General features: G+C 45.4%; 15 protein-coding genes and 1 pseudogene. 12 read left to right on the forward strand and 4 right to left on the reverse strand.

The features are described 5' to 3' along the window. Positions 1-90: 90 nt before the first annotated feature. A pseudogene (locus QY76_RS06440) lies at positions 91-1,346 on the reverse strand (anaerobic sulfatase maturase). Between the two features lie 157 nt (positions 1,347-1,503). On the opposite strand from QY76_RS06440, the gene QY76_RS06445 reads away from it, so the two are divergent. From QY76_RS06445 to QY76_RS18665, 12 genes are all read left to right on the forward strand, one after another. Beyond that, positions 1,504-3,051 carry a PTS transporter subunit EIIC gene (locus QY76_RS06445; protein ID WP_049648771.1) on the forward strand — a complete coding sequence of 516 codons (1,548 nt, stop codon included), beginning with the start codon at positions 1,504-1,506 and terminating at the stop codon, positions 3,049-3,051. Positions 3,052-3,064: 13 nt separating this feature from the next. After that, on the forward strand, positions 3,065-4,825 hold the full coding sequence (locus tag QY76_RS06450; RefSeq protein WP_045425648.1) for a sulfatase: 1,761 nt from the start codon (positions 3,065-3,067) through the stop codon (positions 4,823-4,825). Positions 4,826-4,835: 10 nt separating this feature from the next. Continuing rightward, positions 4,836-5,696, forward strand: coding sequence for a hypothetical protein (locus tag QY76_RS06455; protein WP_034165358.1), 861 nt, complete (start codon positions 4,836-4,838; stop codon positions 5,694-5,696). Positions 5,697-5,749: 53 nt separating this feature from the next. Then, a complete protein-coding gene (locus QY76_RS06460; protein ID WP_045425651.1) occupies positions 5,750-6,631 on the forward strand; it encodes a MurR/RpiR family transcriptional regulator in 882 nt (293 codons plus the stop codon). 275 nt (positions 6,632-6,906) lie between these two features. Beyond that, on the forward strand, positions 6,907-7,611 hold the full coding sequence (locus QY76_RS06465) for an IS6 family transposase (RefSeq protein ID WP_038631709.1): 705 nt from the start codon (positions 6,907-6,909) through the stop codon (positions 7,609-7,611). Between the two features lie 76 nt (positions 7,612-7,687). Further along, complete coding sequence (locus tag QY76_RS19195) at positions 7,688-8,461, forward strand: SEC-C metal-binding domain-containing protein (RefSeq protein WP_045425654.1); 774 nt, start codon at positions 7,688-7,690, stop codon at positions 8,459-8,461. An 865-nt stretch (positions 8,462-9,326) separates the two neighbouring features. Then, complete coding sequence (locus QY76_RS17740; RefSeq protein WP_071844124.1) at positions 9,327-9,911, forward strand: hypothetical protein; 585 nt, start codon at positions 9,327-9,329, stop codon at positions 9,909-9,911. Positions 9,912-9,995: 84 nt separating this feature from the next. Continuing rightward, positions 9,996-10,700 (forward strand): hypothetical protein, encoded by a 705-nt coding sequence (locus QY76_RS06475; RefSeq protein WP_034172584.1) that lies wholly within the window; start codon positions 9,996-9,998, stop codon positions 10,698-10,700. 55 nt (positions 10,701-10,755) lie between these two features. After that, entirely contained in the window at positions 10,756-11,532 is a 777-nt protein-coding gene (locus QY76_RS19200) for a hypothetical protein (RefSeq protein WP_235439454.1), read from the forward strand. An 81-nt stretch (positions 11,533-11,613) separates the two neighbouring features. Then, positions 11,614-13,305: a TcfC E-set like domain-containing protein gene (locus QY76_RS06480; protein ID WP_235439455.1), complete on the forward strand. Its 1,692-nt coding sequence runs from the start codon at positions 11,614-11,616 to the stop codon at positions 13,303-13,305. After that, positions 13,298-13,918 (forward strand): hypothetical protein, encoded by a 621-nt coding sequence (locus QY76_RS06485; protein ID WP_081854082.1) that lies wholly within the window; start codon positions 13,298-13,300, stop codon positions 13,916-13,918. Before QY76_RS06480 ends, QY76_RS06485 begins: the two co-directional genes overlap by 8 nt. Before the next feature lie 57 nt (positions 13,919-13,975). Continuing rightward, positions 13,976-14,974 carry a hypothetical protein gene (locus QY76_RS18665; RefSeq protein ID WP_144418097.1) on the forward strand — a complete coding sequence of 333 codons (999 nt, stop codon included), beginning with the start codon at positions 13,976-13,978 and terminating at the stop codon, positions 14,972-14,974. A gap of 436 nt (positions 14,975-15,410) precedes the next feature. On the opposite strand, the gene QY76_RS18670 is transcribed toward QY76_RS18665, so the two are convergent. From QY76_RS18670 to QY76_RS06500, 3 genes are all read right to left on the reverse strand, one after another. After that, positions 15,411-15,899 (reverse strand): Dr family adhesin structural subunit, encoded by a 489-nt coding sequence (locus QY76_RS18670; protein ID WP_144242795.1) that lies wholly within the window; start codon positions 15,897-15,899, stop codon positions 15,411-15,413. Between the two features lie 564 nt (positions 15,900-16,463). Next, on the reverse strand, positions 16,464-16,901 hold the full coding sequence (gene afaD, locus QY76_RS06495; RefSeq protein ID WP_045425658.1) for an AfaD family invasin: 438 nt from the start codon (positions 16,899-16,901) through the stop codon (positions 16,464-16,466). 19 nt (positions 16,902-16,920) lie between these two features. Further along, entirely contained in the window at positions 16,921-19,509 is a 2,589-nt protein-coding gene (locus QY76_RS06500) for a fimbria/pilus outer membrane usher protein (protein WP_045425856.1), read from the reverse strand. Positions 19,510-19,664: the final 155 nt, after the last annotated feature.

The following is a 19,664-nucleotide window of genomic DNA, read 5'->3' on the forward strand; positions in this document are numbered from 1 at the left end:
ATTTTTGTTTCTAAATTTAAATTCAGTGAGAATTAAATATTTCATATAATAATATGAGTCAACGCTGTTGTGAGCATAAAGTGATGTATGTCACGCTTTATGCGGAAAACATTCAGTCTCTTGCTTGCTTAAAGTTGTTTGGGTCGCTGCAATGGCCGATGCAGTATGCATGACGTTAGCAGGGGGAAGGTGTAGATTTAACTGGTATGCCATAAATCTCATATAGGGATCTATGTGACTGAAAATGGCCTTATATCCGGGACATAGGTGGTTATGCCAGCCTCTGCTCGTTTTGTGGATACGGTGCTTTGGGCATCCTCCCTGGCAGGCAAAACGCCACTGACAGCGCTCACATTCGGCTGACAGCTGATTTTTTGCCAGTCCAAATTTGCGCTGCTGTTTGCCGTTCGCCATCTGGACCAGATTATCATGGTGTAAGTTACCCAGTCGGTGCGAGGGATAGACATAATGATCGCAGCTATAAACGTCTCCATTTTGCTCGACAACAAGCCCTTTGCCGCAGGATGAGCGCATAACGCATAGCGAGGGTTGTTCACCAGCCCAGGCGGCCAGAGCATTGTCGAATAGCTGAATAAATACGCGACCAACGTCGTGGCGCACCCAATAGTCAAAAATAGTATTGATAAAATAACCGTACTGTCCTCCCGATACGGACCACTCTGTAACCATCCCTCCGGATAATGTTTGTGGATAAAGAAGCTCTCCGAACTTTTCAGCGTCGGGACGCTGTTCCACTGCCGGGATAAACTGAATGAATTCGGCTTTCAGCTCTTGGGTTAAAAATTTATATATTTCAATGGGGTGACTGGATGTGATGTTATTGACGACCGTTAATACGTTAACTTCAACCCGGTGGCGCTGAAGCGCATCCATCGCCTTGATGACTTTATTAAACACCGATTTATTGCTGTTTGATTTACGGTACTGATCGTGAAGCCACTCCGGGCCATCGATAGAAAGACCTACGAGGAATTTGTGCTGGGCAAAAAAAGAAGCCCATTCGTCATCGATGAGTACCCCATTGCTCTGAAAGCTGTTGGAGATCGTTTTTCCTTTTGCATACTTCTGTTGCAGCATGAGCGCTTTCTTATAGAATTCTATTCCCGCCAGCGTGGGTTCCCCCCCTGCCAGGTGAACTCGATCTCGGACATCGGGTTAGCTTCAATGTACTGGCGTACGTAGGCTTCCAGCGTTGCATCGTCCATATGTCTTTGTTCCTTACATGTCTTTACTAATCCCTTTTTTGCAGAATAAAAGCAGTAATCACAGGCGATATTGCATTGATAGCTAACGGGTTTAGCCATCAAATGAAAAGGGCGATTCATATAACCTCCGGACCAATTTCTGCATCAGTAATAGTGATGTTGATCACTTTTGCAGCATCCAATTTTGACTTTACGTATAAACAGTAGAAATAATGATTTCATGACTTTAATTTGTATGTGAAATATAAACTACATTTGGTTAATACCAGAGGTTTTTATGAGTAAACTGTTCGCTGGGGCACAAAATCTGGGCAAATCATTCATGTTGCCCATTGCTATCTTACCTGCTGCCGGTCTGCTGCTAGGGTTTGGTGGCGTTTTCACCAATCCGGTAACGATCGAAACTTACCCCATTCTGGACAACCATATTGTTCAGATGATTTTCACCGTAATGAAACTCTGCGGCAGCGTGGTATTCGATAACCTCGCACTTTTGTTTGCCGTGGGGATTGCCGTTGGTATGGCGCGAAGCGATAAAGGAACCGCAGGGCTAGCCGCGGTTCTGAGCTTTCTCGTTATGAACAAAGCAATCAATGTGCTGCTATTGTTGAGTGGCAAACTGGCCAGTGAAAATATGAACGCGGTAGGCCAAACTAGTGTTCTGGGTATTACCACTCTGCAAACGGGTGTGATGGGCGGAGTGATGAGCGGCCTGCTTGCCTGGTGGGTACAAAAGCGTTTTGGCAAAACCGAGCTACCGAACATGCTGGCATTCTTTAGCGGCTCGCGATTTGTACCTATTGTCACTTCTTTTTTCGCTATTTTTCTGGGTGCTGCGTTATTCTGGGCGTGGCCGCCGGTCCAGGCCGGGATCACTCATTTAGGTGGGCTGGTGGAACGGACTGGCTACGTCGGAACTTTGTTCTACGGCATGATTCTGAAGTGCCTTATCCCGTTAGGACTGCATCATCTCTTTTATCTGCCATTCTGGCTGACAAGTGTCGGAGGAGAGGTGATGGTAAATGGTCATCTTGTGCAGGGCACGCAAAAAATATTCTTTGCGCAGTTGGCTGATCCCAGTGTAACCCAATACTACATTGGCGTTTCCCGTTTTATGGCCGGAAGATTCGCCGACTTCATGTTCGGATTACCAGGCGCCGCGCTCGCCATTTATCAATCTTCTCGCCCTGAAAACCGTAAACGCGTCGCCAGCCTGATGTTGTCCGCTGCTTTGACGGCATTCGTGACGGGGATCACTGAGCCTCTGGAGTTTGCCTTCATGTTTTGTGCACCACTTCTTTTCGGTGTGCATATCGTCCTTACTGGCGTAGCGTTTATGTTTACACATATTCTGCAAATAACGGTAGGCCAGACTTTCTCCGGGGGATTAATTGATTTCCTCTTATTCGGCGTGCTCCAGGGGAACGCGAAAACTAACTGGTTACTAATGCTGCCGCTCGGTGCCGTCATGTTCTGCTTGTATTACTTTAGCTTCCGTTTCCTCATCTCATGGCGCCAGTTAAAAACGCCCGGGCGTGAGGATGATACTAACGCTGTGATGACGGAGGAAAGCGGTGTTTCGACACAGGGTCAACGAGCTGCAGGCATCGTGGAAGCGCTGGGAGGGAAAAATAATATCGTCGATGTCGACTGCTGTGCAACCAGATTACGTGTGATCGTTAAAGATCCAAACTATGTGAAAGTTGATGATTTTAAACGGTTGGGGAGCAAGGGCGCTTTTGTAAAAGGTGAAGGGGTGCAGGTGGTCTACGGACCTCATGTCACGCTGATTAAGAACGAAGTTGAAGAATTTATTGGTTTGTAAGCAGGAATAAATTATGAAAGCCGTTATGTTGATTTTTGACACACTGACTCGCCATCATCTCGCACCCTATGGGGGCGAGGCGATCACGCCGAATTTTACTCGTCTGGCGGCGGAGTCGGTACAGTTTGATAACTTTTATGTCGGCAGTATGCCATGCATGCCTGCGCGGCGGGAATTGCATACCGGACGTTACAATTTTATGCACCGGAGCTGGGGCCCGCTGGAACCGTTTGATTTTTCAGTCATGGAGGCATTACATCAGGCTGGGATTCATTCCCATCTTGTCACAGACCATAAACACTATTGGCGCGACGGCGGTGCCACCTACCATACACGATACTCGACTTTTGAATTTATCCGTGGTCAGGAGGGGGATAACTGGATAGGGCAGGTAGAAAAGCCCGAAGTTAACTGGCAAGGGGCAGAGGATGAGGAAACCCGCTGCCGCAGAACCGTCAGAATGACGCAGGACTTGATTAATCGGTCCGCGATGCCCAGACAGGAAGACCACTATACCCACCGGACCATTGGTGCCGGCATGGAGTTCCTTCAGCGGAACCAGAACCAGGAAAACTGGTTCCTGCAGATTGAATGCTTTGACCCTCATGAACCCTTTTTCGTGCCGGAAAAGTATCTGACTCAGTACGACTGTAAGCAGGAAGATTTTAACGGTTGGGTACCTTATTATTGTGATGCTCCCGGCGGACCGGCGGATGACAAAACAAAGAAATTCTATCAAGCCTTGATCACCATGTGCGATGACTACCTTGGTCAGGTGATGGATAAAATGAAAGAATTAAACCTCTGGGAGGATACCTTACTTATTGTCTGTACCGACCACGGTTTTTTACTAGGTGAGCACCAGTGGTGGGGGAAAAATATTATGCCGGTCTATAACGAGATTGCTAATACCCCTTTCTTTATTCGTGATCCACGTAATGATGTACGGGGTGTACGGAAAGATATTTTGGCTCAAACCATTGATATTCCTGCTACTTTGCTGGATTATTTCAATATCACTCAGCCCAAAACGATGACCGGTAGATCTTTACTTCCGGCGATAGAGAAAAATGAGTTGATCCGTGATTACGCTCTCTATGGTTATTTTGGTGGACATATCAATATCACTGATGGTGATTATGTTTATATGCGCTGCTCGCGTGATAAAGGGAAGGGGTCGCTTTATGAATATACGTTGATGCCGACTCGTATCGACAGTCCGTTCAAACTTTCCGAGTTGCGCGAAATTACTATCCATCCGGGCTTTAATTTTACCCAAGGGGCCCAGGTAATGAAAATTCCTGCTTCATTCAGCTACCTTAATCCGTGGCGTTTCGGTGATAAATTATTCGATCTGAAAAACGATCCCGCCCAGAAGCGGGCTCTTAACGATGTAGATAAAACGCTTTATTATATGCAGGCAATGGTTTCGTTAATGAAAGAGCATGATGCGCCGGATGAGCTATATCAACGTTTCGAGCTGGAACCAATTTCGCGCTCGCGTGAGCTGGCATTTGCCGTACGCAGAAATGAGCAATACAGGTTCCAGGATTCTTCACTGCGTTGTACCGATCCGGGGGTTAAGGAGGCTCTATCATTTATTTCCGCGGCCAGCAGGGAACAAGGGAAAAAACTGTCAGATATCGAAGCGTTATTTTTTGAGGGGAAAGTCATAACTGAGCAGGATATTTTCAAACTGATTGATACGTTTTTCTCCGGGGACCGACATAAGGCGCTGATGTATCAGGTTCGTTTACTTTTACGTACCGAATAGGGCGAGCCAGATGCAAAAATGGATACTTGAGAATAACTGTTTCAGGGTGATGGTTAGCGCGCAAGGCAGCGAGCTTTGCAGCGTATGGGATAAACAACGGGAAAGAGAATGGATCTGGCAGCCCAGGCAAGGCGTATGGAACAACTCTGCGACCTGTCTCTTTCCCGTGGTGGGCAGACTTATCCATAACGGATGGCGGCAGAATGACCGTTTTTTTACACTACCTGCACACGGTTTTTTGCGCGATCAGGTTTTCTCCTGTGTTCATCAGCATGATACACAGCTGGCGCTCACCGCGAGCGCCAGCGAAGAAACACGCCTTATCTGGCCGTGGAGTTGGCGGGTGGATAGCTATTGGGAACTGGATGAGCAAGGCGTTCAACTTTGCTTTACAGTCCAGAATGAAGATACGATACCTTTTGCCTACTCTATGGGGTGGCATCCTGGTTTTAACTTGCCTATTTCGTCACAGCCCGGTTGGCAGGTTAATTTCGCTGGAAAACAGGTTGTTGGTCCGCTGCCGACACAAGATCGCACATTATCAATTCCGCACCCTGAGCCGGGAACCATGGCATTTCCGCTGACAGCGGAGTGCTTTCATCGCGGCGCTGTCTATTTTGGCTCCTGCCGCACCGTATGTGTAAACAACCCGATGGGAAAAACGGTGTTACGTCTGGAGTCGAAAAATTTTGACTGGCTCGCCTTATGGAACGTACCTGACGTCGATTTTTTATGCGTAGAACCGTTGGCGGGAACGACTGATGATCCGGACTTTTCCGGCCAGGTCGATACCAAACGGGGTATTCGCTGGCTGGAACCAGACGAGAGCTGTATGTTTAAGGTATCCCTCAGGTTTGATATAGACGTATAGCGTCAAAATTGGCAAAATGGCTAGGGCTATTTTTTCAACAGGATCTGGGCTATATGGGCGTAAATAAAGAAAATGTACGAATATATATTAGCAATATTCTTAATGGTCTGAAGCAATCAGACCGACAAATAGCCGAGTTTATTCTTCAAAACCCGGCTCAATTTGCCCAAATGCCGGTAAAGAAACTTGCTGAGCAAATTGCCCTTAGCGAGGCAACAATAGTTCGTTTTTGTAAAAAAATTGGTTATAGCGGTCTTTTGAACCTAAAAAGCGATTTAAAGAGGGAGCTGCTTGCTGAGAATGATTTATCATTACCTTCATCCCCTGATATTTACCTTAATGATTCACGAATTGATGTCGCCTATAAAATTGCGCTGACTGTTGATACAACCCTTAAAGAAACCATTGGCCTATTAGATATGAAGGTTGTGAAACCCGTGGTGGAAAGGTTACTACAAGCAAGCCGTGTAATTTTTGTCGGGTTTGGCGCGTCGGGTTTATCAGCTCTTGAGGCCAGAGATAAGATGAATCGTCTAGGGGTCGAGTCCGAGGCTTATATAGATCGGTTTACTATCACACTTAAGCTTGCCAATTTAAAACAAGACGATATTGTACTTGCGTTTTCTCATTCGGGAGAAACTCCGGAGGTGGTAAATGCTTTCCGGTTGGCTCAAAAGGCTTTAGCTTATCGGCTGGCGATAACCCACAATACTACTTCTCCGCTTGCAGAGTTGGCCAGCACTATTCTACTCACCAGTGGAACGGAAGGTCCTTTGCAAGGAGATTCAATCACAACCAGGGCTTCCCAACTTTTTATTATTGAGTTCCTTTGTACGGAAATTACTCGCTACAGATTTCGGGAAAGTGCTTCTATGGGACTGTCAATCAAAGAACTCCTTATTAAAGAAAGGATAAAACATACTTCATCCGAATAATGTGTGGCTTCTTATTGAGTTAGTGACCTGTAAAAATGTAGCTGAGACGATATAGCTAAGGGGCAGGGTATCGCTAAGAGGAAAACAGCCGGTAAATATACCGGCTGTTTTTGACCAGGCTATTAGTCTTTCGTTTCTATACCATCTTCCATTCGGTTAAATATATAGAAGAACGGCACAGGATCGATAACTGGTGGATTACTGTATTTTTGTGCTTCCTGTGGCACTGTTGCAAATAGTCGGTAGTGATAAACTTTTTGCTGACGAAGCTGCACATGAACCCATTCAAAGGCCGGCATTTTCAGCGTGACATCATTCTGTGGGCGGTACGCTGGTACTGCAAATACGGTATCAGTTACCGTGAGCTGCAGGAAATGCTGGCCGAACGTGGTGTGAATGTCGATCACTCCACTATTTATCGCTGGGTTCAGCGTTATGCGCCTGAAATGGAAAAACGTCTGCGTTGGTACTGGCATAACCCTTCCGAGCTTTGCCCATGGCACATGGATGAAACCTACGTGAAGGTCAATGGCCGCTGGGCGTATCTGTACCGGGCCGTCGACAACAGGGGCCGCACTGTCGATTTTTATCTCTCCTCCCGCCGTAACAGCAAAGCTGCATACCGGTTTCTAGGAAAAATATTAAACAACGTGAAGAAGTGGCAGATCCCGCGATTCATAAACACGGATAAAGCGCCCACCTATGGCCGTGCGCTAGCCCTGCTCAAACGTGAAGGTCGATGTCCGTCTGACATTGAGCACCGACAGATTAAGTACCGGAATAACGTCATTGAATGTGATCATGGCAAACTGAAAAGGATAATCGGCGCCACGCTGGGATTTAAATCAATGAAGACGGCTTACGCCACAATCAAAGGTATTGAGGTGATGCGTGCACTACGCAAAGGCCAGGCCTCAGCATTTTATTATGGTGATCCCTTGGGCGAAATGCGTCTGGTAAGCAGAGTTTTTGAAATGTAAGATCTTTCAATCAGACAAAAGGCTGCCTCATCGTTAACTTTGCAACAGTGCTCTCCTACCCACGCCTGGCGAGTTCATGCACTACATGGAAGTGCGGCAAGCTGTGGCTGGGATACGTGGAGCTCATCTCTTCGACGAGTTCGATCACTTGGGTGCTTATCTTAAGAAGAATTGTTTCGATCAGGATATTGTCGAGCAGCTGAAGGAAGGGAAAGCGAACATGCTTGTCTGGGATGGCATGAGTGACATCGTTGACAGAAGCTTCGAGGGTGAAGAGTGGGAAAGCAGACCGTTCCCAAGGCAGGAGTTCCCAGAGGAGGTGCTGAAGCTGCTTGGAGCACTCGATAGTACCCGAGCTAGCGGCTGGCTTTCAGCAGAGAGTCATATCCGTGACCTAGGAGAGGAAGGCCGGAATAATCTGGCCAAGATGCTGTTCGACCTTCGAAAAACACTGATTCAGCATCCCGTTCGTTACTTTGTTCTGGGCGGGGACGGTGTACCGCTCTTCGTTTGGCTTCAACGGTATGGCCATCCAATTGACTGGACTAAGGCCAGCGCAGTTGCGTTGAGCGCCAAGGCTACTAACGTCATTGGCGTTGTGGCTGAAGTCAGTGCCGATGGTACTTATGTCCAAGCGCGGTCTTTCAAAATTTACATACCGACGGAGCAAACGGCAGAAAACGTCCACATTTATTATGAAGACGCGGTGAGAATGGCTAACCCTGTACGTACAGTCAATCTAGACCGGGGAAAACAAATCTCCCCTAGTCGCAAGAGCTTAAAAATTGGCCGTAATGTACCTTGTCCATGTGGCAGTGGCATGAAATACAAGAGGTGTCATGGTCGGTAAAATGTGTCCGCATAGCTGACTACAATCTGCTTAGTAGTTCAAATGGAGGTTGTGCATGATTTTATGTAATATACTGATTTTTATATGTTAAATTAAATATCAAATGCATGTTATGCGAGAATCTTCTCAGCATAGCTGTATAAACGTCGATGAGCAGAAAAATAAAAAAATCTCCGCATGGTATAGATTGTGGTATCGAGAAAGATCAATTTTCTAACTAACTGTTATATGTATTGATTTTGATTTAATTGATAATCGAGTGGGAATGATTTAACGCTAGGCATTCTCTAGCGCCAAAAGATGAAAATATATAATCCCATGTTTACATGGGCTTTTTATTTATAGTGGTCTGGCAACAGATGTCTGTGATATTGGGCGGATATAATCGACCAATGGGGCCTATTGGTACTCGCGAATTCATTTAGTTAAATGTATAGACTTCAGATATACGTATGTAAAATGCATTGGAGCAAGTAATCAGTAATCGGCTCTCTGCCTTTTTATGAGCTCGCCCCGGGTACAGGACGCAAGATGAAGTTAACTGGCCAGAAGCGGAGCGAGTTTTCGGAGGGTCTACGGTCTGACTGATGGAATGGGGCAATCCATATGCGGATGTCGCCGAAGAGGAAGACTAACCTTCCTCGCCTTAATGACTTTCCGTTCCAGCCAGAGAGTGGTGGAGCCGCGCGAAAGCTGTGTTGTCGTTACGCCAGTTGATGATCCTTAATCCTTTGCTTTAGTATAAATATAAAAACGCCTACCTAACTTAGCCTTGTGAAGCCCTAGACTAGATGTTGAAGGCTTATCAATAATTAGTATCAATATTAATTATATCATTAAAATGCTTAAGTATGGAGTAGACAAGATGTCTTTCGCGAAAAAATTAGCTTTAGCTGCGCTACTGGTTGCCCCTTTGTATGCCTCCGCAGATGTAACTAACGGTCAGCTGACCTTTACCTGGCAGGGGACTATCCCTGCCCGAGTGCTTTCCGGCGACTGGAAATTTGTTGATGCCCTAGGAAATGATTATGTATCGACTCCTCAGACGCTCTCTACCTCAGTCGATGCTGATAATAACGTGAATTTAAACACCTCCTCACCGGTAACCTTTAATATTAAATCGAATACTGGCTCTATTAATGGTATCACTGCTTATTTGGCTTCTGCACCCGTAGCCACTGGTTTTAAAGGAAGCCGCCAACTGGATTTACAAGAAACATCCACTGCACCAGAGAATAATAAGGTATTGATTACCATCAATGGTCAGGCACTTAAAGTAGGTAGCTCTGATGCTGTTACTGTTACTGGCTCGGGTAATGATCGTCCTATCAGTCTTGGTCTGTATGCTAAAGCAACCCAGGATGCTTACGATGCCGGCAGCAGTGTCAGCTTTACGACGCCAGTCGTCTTCGGGGTTGATATAACTTCAACCTTACCATCTACAATTTAATTCTTAGATTCTATTCTACTGTTTAATGCGATCCGGTGGTAATTATATCGCCGGATATTTACCATTGTTCATAGAGTATTCTTAATGTATAAATGGATTATACCTTTTTTATTAATATTCAATCATGCCTATGCTTTTACTGTTGACTCACTATTCAAAGTTGACAGTGAAAACAGTCGCTATTTTGTACTAAAAAACCCAGACGCTGAGTCAGTTTATTTATCTGTTTCACTCACGGAACTTCAGCGAACAAATAAAGGCGTCTATCAAGAAATAGCGCTGTCTACTGACGATTTTTTATCATGGCCTATTTATATTGACCCCATGGATATCGTTATTGATGCTAGTGGTGAGGTGCGTGTTTCAGTTATCCGTACAGCACAAACCACCCCCCTCGATCGTATTATTGGTGTTAGCTTTATCCCTGACAGTTTACGTCAACAAGAGCAGGGCGCAAACAGCAATGTCGCCATCACCATTGGCTATAAGTCGTGGTATCTCATCCCCGGCACCCAACCTCTCGCTGGGGAACCCCAGGCCTGGATCAGCGACAAGCGTATTCATTTCAATAACCCAACGAATAAGGTTTTACGCCTGACGTTGGATGTTTGTCCAGATAGCGATAAAAGTACAGCAAGTGAGGGATGCTATAGCGAAGCCATCTTACTCCCCGGAAATGAAAAGCAGATTAATGTCCCTATGGGGGCGGATCTGAATACGGGGAAAGTGATGTTTTTTGATCTCAGCAATCAATATAAAAAAGAGATCTCTCTCCGTTCTGTTAGATAACCGAATTACGGTAATTTTTTAATACAGATAACAGATCACAGATGTGTCACAAGGATTGAATACCAATACGACCATGACGAGTATCCATATTAACGTAATAAAAATATTACCGGTTATCTGTTTGCTCGACGGTGCTGCATGGGCGGCGTCCTCTTCCCCTACAGATACGTTAACCAGTAATCACTCAACCTCCGCCTCTATGCAAACTCTGGCGCGGAATAATGCGACACTGGCTATGACACATGGGATGTCATTAGCCTCCGGCATCCCTTTGGCGAGCTCGCGTTATAGTAAAATTCTTACCCCTACGCCCATGGCGATCACCCTCGTTATTCCACAATTGGATGAGGATCGCTTTGAGGGTGAGCTTGCTTTAGACAGTGTCCGTATTGAGGATGTCGGCGCGGTAACAGCATTTTTATACCGTGCTGGGTTGAGTCAAAAACAGGCAAGCTACGTGGCTCAACAGTTTGCCGAAGGGGTATCACATGATAGCCGTTGTAAGGGAAGTCGGGCGACTTGTATCATCAACACTGATGGAATGGCCGTCGTTATTGATTATTACGCACGCCAAGTCCGTCTCTTCTTTACCCCCAGCTGGTTTGCACCTGAAACGCGTCATGTTGAATATCTGCAAGGGCGTACGGAGAAAAAAATCCTAGTTAACTATACTAGCCTCTTTGCTAATCGCTATGCAAATCAGGGAGATAGCATTTATGCCCGTGATTATGGCTTATGGGGATTACCCGGCGGCTTTTTAAAATATGATGCCTATGTTACCGAACAGACATATGGCATCAATGCATTAAATTACGTTTTTCAACACCAGTAGTTTAAGGCTCAGCTAGGCGCCGTTGATAGCAGCTATGACTTTAACCCCTCCGCGCAACGTAGCTTGTTCAAAAATACTCAAATGACCGCTCTTCTGCTTGGTAACTCTGCAGAGATGCAGGTGCGGAGCCATAACGATCGCCATTATACCTATTACGCCCCCTTACCGGGTGTCTTGGAGGTCTGGCGTGACGATAAACTGTTACTGCGTCGCGGCGTTAATGCGGGTATGGGGGATCTCGCCTATCAGAGCTTGCCGAGTGGCATTTATCAAGTACGGGTTGTCATTAAGGGGCTAAATGATGAGCTGTTTTCTGACCAACCCCTGCTTTTGGTTAACGATGGTCCGACGCTTGAGGGGGTTAGTACTCATCTTACTGCCGGGCGTCTGGATGATCATGCCTATTACGGTAACGCTTGGATGGGCGAATTCGGCCTTACGCTCCCCATCGGCGCTATCGCCAGTTTGTCTGGATTAGCCGGCTATGCCGATCGTGAGTTTTTGGGGACGGTAGGGACCGATATTCGTAGCAACAGCATCACGTTATCATTACTGCAAACCTTGGGGAGTCAGGGGTATACGAAGAGTGATGCAGTCGCTACATTCTACCGACTCTCGTTGCAATATACCCGCGAACGTTATCGTCAACGCGAGCGCCGCGCCGAACGCCCATTGTCTATCACTGTCGAGCCCGATGATGTGCTGCGGCCCAATCCAATCCCCGACTACCTGGATAACCTTCTTGGCACGTCAACAAACCGTGAGAATCTACTGGTTAACTATAACGTTGCCTTACATCAAGATCATACATTGCAGCTCGGTTATCAATTTTTTCGCGAGCAATCTCAACAGACTCAATACTATACATTCTCATTGTTTAGTCGATTACCATGGAATATTAACCTCACTTCCAGCCTAAGCTACTCTCAACGTGATCTCTGGAGCGCCACGTTGGGGATATCGGTACCGATAGGCAGCCTGCAAGCCAGCAGCTACTACTCGCAACAAAATGGAGGGCGCTGGCGCAGTCAAAATACCGTGAACTATAACCAAAGCTTGGCTGAAAATTGGCTTGTTAATCTTCAGGGCGGCCAGCAATTTTCCGATAGCAGCGCGCAGACAACCTTCTCGGCCGGCGCACAATATCGGGGTAAGGCAGATGTTCGGGCACAGGTTTACCTGGCCAGCGATCAGCCAGGCGGCGCTGGTAGCCTTGATGTGCAGTCCAGTCAATTAATCGCTGCAGATGGGATCTCCTTTCACCGTCCGGATGAGCTGAGTCAGCGAGCTTTTCTGCGCCTACCGGCACAGGAGAAAGGAGTCGTATCTGTGGCGTTGAAAGAGCAAACCACCGGACTCACTCGTTATTACACCGAAGGAGAGGGGGGAATCATCGCCCTGCCGGCATATAGCCGCTATCAGCTAGATGAGCGCCTGATTGGCAGTGGCTATGTCTTTGATAATCACCAGTTACGCTATCAGCAGCAGATTGATTTACTCCCAGGGCGTTTAGTTGACACCACACGTACGCTCCTACCGGTACGCAATCAGGCGATCCGCGTTAGACGACAAGGCAGTCCAGTAGAGCAATTGCAGTGCGACGGTCCAGGGTGTATTGGCGTTCAGCGGATACAGAACGGTCTGTTTATGCTGCAGCTACAACCTAACGGGGCAATTCACCTGTTGTCTGAAGGGCGCTCATGTACCTCGCTCTCTTCAGCGATGCAGTTACCGGCAGATCAATTACCCATCGTGGAGTGCAAAAGTGAATAAACGTCGAGTAGGACTGGGAATAGGACTAAGTCTCGGGTTGCTATTGAGCTCGGCACAGGCTTTTGTACTGAGTCATAACGGTCAGCGATTGGAAGAGACTTTACAGCTGAGCGCGCTTATCGATATGGGCAGCCATATTGTGTTACCGCTGCAGGTGATCAGCCAAACCCCGCTGTTTCAGCAAATCGCCTATGACTCGCAGCGTCAGCGCTTTGAGGCGATGGGGATTGCCTTACGGGCGATTAGCGAGCAAAACAGTCAACCGCTATTGCTGGAGGTCGTACACGATCAGTATCAGTGTGCGAGTCTTTCTCCGATACAGCGCCCGCCGTTTACGGCGACGGCGATCAACCAAGGATATCGCTATGAGGTGGAAAGCGGAGGGCGTCAGGTTGCCACGTTGCAGAGTGAGGGCGGGCGCCAACACCGTTTTGAGCCTGGGCAATGGCAACGTGCAGAGGATTTGGCGGGTATAACGGTAAATCGTTTTATTCTGGACCTTTATCTTCGGGTAACCCTGCCCGATATCTCAAGCCGACTTCCCGCCGATGGGGTCAGTATGCCGATAGTCTGCAGTGGGCAGGTTAGCTTATTAGTGAGTGTGCCTCTTTAATAGGTATCACCTGCTATGTTCTTAAGTTGGTGATTTAATTTTATGTAAGGAGAGAGTATGTATAATGTAATTAGGGGGAGGTTCCTACGCTATTTAGCTTATAGTGTATTGCCGCTGTCGTTAATAGCAAATGGGTATGCTATCGGCGTGAGTCTTAATATATTTAATCAAGAGGTACAGATTGTTAGTGGTGATGGGCCAGAAATTCTGAGTGACGGTGTACTGCAACTCCAGGATAACTACCCTGAGTTATCTGGGTTCTTGATATCAGATTTGGGAAATGGTGAGGGAGACTCTAGCTTCCATCGAAGAACAAGTCTTTTTACTGTAACTCTGACGGGGGCGCGATATGGAAGAACGATAACGTTACGTGCAAAGTTAGGTAGGAATATATTTAGACAGGATTCGTTCTTACTCGCTCATTTTTCTGGCAGTACCGTTAATAACGGATGTAGTGGGGGGCTGCAGCCGGATTATGATAATTTCCCTGGAGGCGCTGGTCATTTTATTTTTATTGACTCAGGCAATCATGATTTTACGCAGGATTGCAGTGGAAACACATATCCTTTTATCTATAAAAACATTCGCCCTATATATACATATGGCGATGCAAGACGCGTCTGGCTCGATATACCTACGTTGATAGCGAGTGATGCTTGGCAATCACTACCAGCGGATACTTATACCGGTAGCGTTAGTTTAAATTTGGAATCTCTGGAGAATCCCAATAGAGGCGCCAGAAAGCAATTAAATACAACCACATCTGTAACAATAAGAAAACAACCCTATTTTAGCGGATTATCTTTACCTTCAACGAACGTGCTATTTAAAACGAGATATACACAAGAGCACGTGGAAGGGTATGCCTCGACGCCGCTGATATTACAAGGTTCATTTGATCCAAATTTTGGCCGGGTGCGTTTGAGTGTACGCTCTGATAATAACTTCTCTCTGCGTAATGATACGGGAAGAGTATTACCTTATCAGGCTATATTGCATGCTGGGTCGAAACAATATGCCTTAAATAAGGATACGGTTAGCATCGCCCCCCCGTAGAGATAATCAGTTTAAACAGTACAAATCAACTTCCGTTAATTTTGATGTTTCAGTTTAATCAAGATAAATCAAATCTAATAGATGGTATCTATCACGATAATGTAACGTTGATTGCGGAGTTGCCGCTGCTATAATTTCGGTGAGTAATTTTATTTATTGTGGCTATGTAATAACGTTAGTTCATTAAATATCCATAAGCGATGTCAAATCACTTTATCGATTAAGTAGATGCCATGGAAAATGATTGATAATGGCTTGATAGTATTATGATAAACGATGATTTTTTACCTGTAGAGCATTTATATCGACGACGTGTAGCTATGATTTTTATAATTCAATAAAATTGGATTTGTTCCGTAAAAATAAAATATTATGAGTGAGCATTTTTTGCAAGGAGGTATATGCCGCCGGGGAAATACTCCCCGGTGGCCCTTAATTAGTTAGTTGATGTTTTTACTGTTGCAACTAAATTATACTCCCCTGGAGTAAGGTTAGCGTTATTACGGATCGCAGTAAATAGCAATGGCAATTTAGCATTGGTCGCCATTAGTGATTTGCTAATAAACTGATTAGACGTAGAATTCCAGATAAAGTCGCTTGCAGAGTCCAGATCTACCCAAATTTGTTTAGTCGCACCTTTACCGTCTCCGGTAATGTAGCAGAACTGGAAAGAACTTCCGTCACTGCACTTGTTGTTAGAGCTAATTTCAACGGCTGCTTTGGCCGGAGTGGTCCCGCTGTTGGTCACAGTAAAGCCACCTACTTGAACACCGTTAGTGATAGTGGAGCCCAGAGTCTTTGCTGGATTCCCCCCGATAGAGAATCCCGTAGAACCAGTGACAGTTACGAGGCTTGTGGCCGTTGTAGCAGCATATGCGGAACCACCTAAAGCAAAAATTGCAACAGCTAAAATAGTCTTTTTCATCTTTACATCCTTATTTAATTAGAGCTTCGTTGAGCAAAATAATTTGATTCAAGAGCCGATGTTTTATTCGGCTCAAGGTATTAATCACCTTGCTTATTTTAGTCGTTAGGTTCGATAGACTTGTATCTTGTAACATAATTCATTATGTGTGATCTATGTCGACAAGGTTGCTAATAAAACTACAGGTATCGTTCCTTACGAGCACGGCTAGCCATATCGGTGGCCCTGTGCTCATTAAATTTTTCATCTTACGGTTCCACGCGGTACGATTATTTACTAATAAAATCATCGCCTCCTTATTTCTTAAGAAAATATTTTTTGAATAAATAGTAAAGTCTTTGCGAATATTGTCGCAATTATTCGCATTTTGGTGCGAGCAATATAAAACTATCCACATTGTGTACATAACAACTCCTTCCATTTATTAAATTTAGAATTTGTGAGTTATAACATGCTCAATAATAAACGTAGTGTATATTGGCCTGGTCTCTTTGTTTTGAATGTATAAATATCATCGCTACTACCCACTTAATAATAAAAATAAGGTTTATCAAGTGATTTTAATTAACGGTTAAGATAACGCCCTTGAATCGTTATGACATAGGTATCTATCGGAACACTCTGGTTACCATTCGCTACAATATCAAACTGTTCTTGTCCCTTTCTAGTATATTTTATTATCCCTAAGCCATCCTTGGTATCTGGTACCCAACCCTCCTGACCGATTATTACGTATAGCTTATGTTGTCTGCTATTTTTTCCTGTAAGTACATACCGATTAGGTGCATCACCGTTTCTTTCTGCATCTAACCACACTTGATAACCTTGGCGTATTTGCTGACCGGTGATTCGCCCGCGACTAATCATTTGCCCATCTCTAACTTGCGAGCTTAAATTTGATACGCTGTTCAACGTAATGTCCACACTATCATTAGCCTGAGCCGGTATGCTCCCCAGGATAGCGCATACTGCTAGCACACCTTTTATTACACGCTGAGTCATTTTATCCGCCCCCAGTTATTTACCGGCACAATGCCTTCAGATTTGATACACCTGCAACGTCATTCTTTTCTAATAACTGGTAATCAGCTTGACAGTGCTGTCGCTGCCCATTGCCCCATTGCACCAGAAGTTGTCCTTTTTCCGGTAAACCAGTCATATAGACATCACCACTATCTCCGACAATACCCGTACCACGCAGCGTATCGATTTGGCCGACGAGGCTGGCGATGGCACCAAAGGGGACAGGCTTACCATTTGCTTGCGTCAGTGTAATCAATGCACGTCCACCAACACGCGTCACGAAACTTGCTGGAATGATAGCGCCTTCCGTTGGAACCACCTTGGTATCAGTGTGTGGTATTGATACATTTGTCGGTAACGTTACTGGGTTTAAGCTAATGGCATTCTCCTGATATGGAGCCAAATTTCCCACAGTGGTGTAACCACGAAAATCTGTTTTAACTCCCACTTCATTGATTACCGAAACACCACTGGCGTTAGGTGCCTCAATCAAGGCTGCGGTGTTACCCAGACGTTGTCCAAATGTCACTCCATGCTGATGGATAACCATACTACCTTGAACACCAGCATTCATTTGATTACCATTCTTGTGGTAACCATATCCTCCACTGATTTCACCATAGGTCCCATTCCAGCGTAAGTTCAGATCACTGCTATTTTGGTTATCGCTCGTGCTACCCTGTACTATCTGTTCATTAACATTCCAGTACAATCGTTGATCAAAGGCATAACCGTTCAATCCCACATTGTGCAAAGTACCCTGGTCCGTCCTATTTTGCATTTGGTAAGAAACACTGGTATCCCCACCCAACCAACGGTTTAATGGCACACTGATCCATAGATTAATAGATCGCTCGGTCTTATTATCATCACTACCATAATATGAGTAATAATCCCATTTTCGCTGAGTTAAATCCACCGACCAGGAGATACCCTGTATCATTGGTCCAGCGTAGCGTGCTGATATTTCATTAGTGCTTTGTGAGCGGTTCCAATAGTTTTCACGACTCCCACTAAAATAAATGGAACCCCATTCACCCAGTGGTTGACTTAATGTAATACTGGTCCGTGATTTTCGTTTTTCACTCGAATCATCACGATACCAATAAGACTGATAACCTTGTTCAGGATACCAATATTCTTTCGAATACCAACCATCGCCCGAACGATAAGTATTAAGAACATCTGATAATGAGTTATAGCCAGATGAAGCATATTGATAACTGGCTAATGTAAATCCGGTATTCGTGCTCTGAAATGATTTACTATAGCGAATGCGCCACGTCTGTCCTTGTTCTATCTCTTGATTTCGTTTCTGACCACGAGAGAGCGTACCATCCAATGATATTGCACCCACAGCACCCAGAGAAACCCCTAACCCTAATGTACCAGCCTGATAGTGGTTGGCCCATTGACCACCGCTGTAAGCGGTTAAATTCCAAGGTAAACCATACATAACGGTCGCCTGCCCAACAGGGGCTTTATCGACCGACGTATCTGCAGAGCGATATTGCCCCATCATTACGTTGTATTTTAAGTATCCTTGTCGTAACGCAATGGCGGGTGTGGTATAGGGTACTGTAAATACTTGACGGGTCCCATTTGATTCAAAAACCGTTACCTGTAAATCACCACCACCATTAATACCAGGAAGGTCAGTCAAGGCAAAAGGCCCTGGTGCTACCGTGGTATTATAAATGACATAGCCACTCTGTTTAACTTCAATACGTGCCTGTGTTTGCGCGATACCTTGTACTATTGGCGCAAACTCTCGCTGACTATAAGGTACCATTGCATCATCAGACCCTATCATTCCACCGCGGAAAGGAACGCTGTCAAATACGTCAGATGGTGTGAATCGCTCTCCCTGTGTTAAACGGCTTTTTAAGTCATATAGACCACGTTCAGCATAGGTATATGAGGTCTGCCATTGTCCCTCTTGTGCCCCTTGCTTCTGCCACGTGGTCAGATTGCGAAAACGCCATGCGCCTAAATTAAACCCCGGTTCTAACTGGACATCCATGCCGTTGATGCTGGAGTTTTCACCATTGCCTCGATATTCAGAACGAAAAGCACTCGCCTGGTAATTCATTAGAAATGCAGGGATACCATCATTCCAAAGTGCTTGTGGTGCAATGCCTGTATAATGAGGACGCAGCGCAATCTGTGGAATACTCAGCAACAGCTGTTGACTATTAAACTGATATGTCTCTTTAGCTTGCGGAATAGCCGATATCCGTGCACATTTAGCTACTTTAGGTGCACTATTGCGATTACCGCTTTTGATAGTCGGAAACAGCTCAGGATAACTATCCACTTTAATGCCATAACGTATCAACTGTTCACGGGTTAAACATGTTTGCAAAAAAGGCGTGTCACCTGCATCTTTCTCAAGATGAAAGAGCATCTCACGTGAGTCAATTCGTTCACCATTGAGTATCACATCAACTTGATAGGTGCCGGGTAATTGACCGCCTTGCTCAAGTAACGAAATGTCAACATTCCCCCCTCCATCTAACTGAGAGGCATCGAAAGTATAATACTTGGCTTGTACGCTAGTGCTGTACAGCCCACAGATAAACACCATACTAACAGCTAAGGCTATTGGGTTATAAACCAAACACGTAACCGATGTTTTTTTTGAAGAAGATCTTTTCATCAGACTACATTTCATTTTACTTTCCAGCATGAGTTCAGCTTGGATCATTTGGTTGATTAGTAAACGAAACCTGAATGACCACA

The sequence above is a fragment of the Edwardsiella sp. EA181011 genome (assembly GCF_000800725.1).
Lineage (GTDB): Bacteria > Pseudomonadota > Gammaproteobacteria > Enterobacterales > Enterobacteriaceae > Edwardsiella > Edwardsiella anguillarum.

Excerpts from the sequence above, each read along its gene's own strand:
- QY76_RS06445 (WP_049648771.1), top strand. The coding sequence starts at position 1,504 with ATGAGTAAACTGTTCGCTGGGGCACAAAATCTGGGCAAATCATTCATG.
- QY76_RS06450 (WP_045425648.1), top strand. The coding sequence starts at position 3,065 with ATGAAAGCCGTTATGTTGATTTTTGACACACTGACTCGCCATCATCTC.
- QY76_RS06455 (WP_034165358.1), top strand. The coding sequence starts at position 4,836 with ATGCAAAAATGGATACTTGAGAATAACTGTTTCAGGGTGATGGTTAGC.
- QY76_RS06460 (WP_045425651.1), top strand. The coding sequence starts at position 5,750 with ATGGGCGTAAATAAAGAAAATGTACGAATATATATTAGCAATATTCTT.
- QY76_RS06465 (WP_038631709.1), top strand. The coding sequence starts at position 6,907 with ATGAACCCATTCAAAGGCCGGCATTTTCAGCGTGACATCATTCTGTGG.
- QY76_RS19195 (WP_045425654.1), top strand. The coding sequence starts at position 7,688 with ATGCACTACATGGAAGTGCGGCAAGCTGTGGCTGGGATACGTGGAGCT.
- QY76_RS17740 (WP_071844124.1), top strand. The coding sequence starts at position 9,327 with ATGTCTTTCGCGAAAAAATTAGCTTTAGCTGCGCTACTGGTTGCCCCT.
- QY76_RS06475 (WP_034172584.1), top strand. The coding sequence starts at position 9,996 with ATGTATAAATGGATTATACCTTTTTTATTAATATTCAATCATGCCTAT.
- QY76_RS06480 (WP_235439455.1), top strand. The coding sequence starts at position 11,614 with ATGACCGCTCTTCTGCTTGGTAACTCTGCAGAGATGCAGGTGCGGAGC.
- QY76_RS18665 (WP_144418097.1), top strand. The coding sequence starts at position 13,976 with ATGTATAATGTAATTAGGGGGAGGTTCCTACGCTATTTAGCTTATAGT.
- QY76_RS18670 (WP_144242795.1), bottom strand. The coding sequence starts at position 15,899 with ATGAAAAAGACTATTTTAGCTGTTGCAATTTTTGCTTTAGGTGGTTCC.
- afaD (WP_045425658.1), bottom strand. The coding sequence starts at position 16,901 with ATGACTCAGCGTGTAATAAAAGGTGTGCTAGCAGTATGCGCTATCCTG.
- QY76_RS06500 (WP_045425856.1), bottom strand. The coding sequence starts at position 19,509 with ATGGTGTTTATCTGTGGGCTGTACAGCACTAGCGTACAAGCCAAGTAT.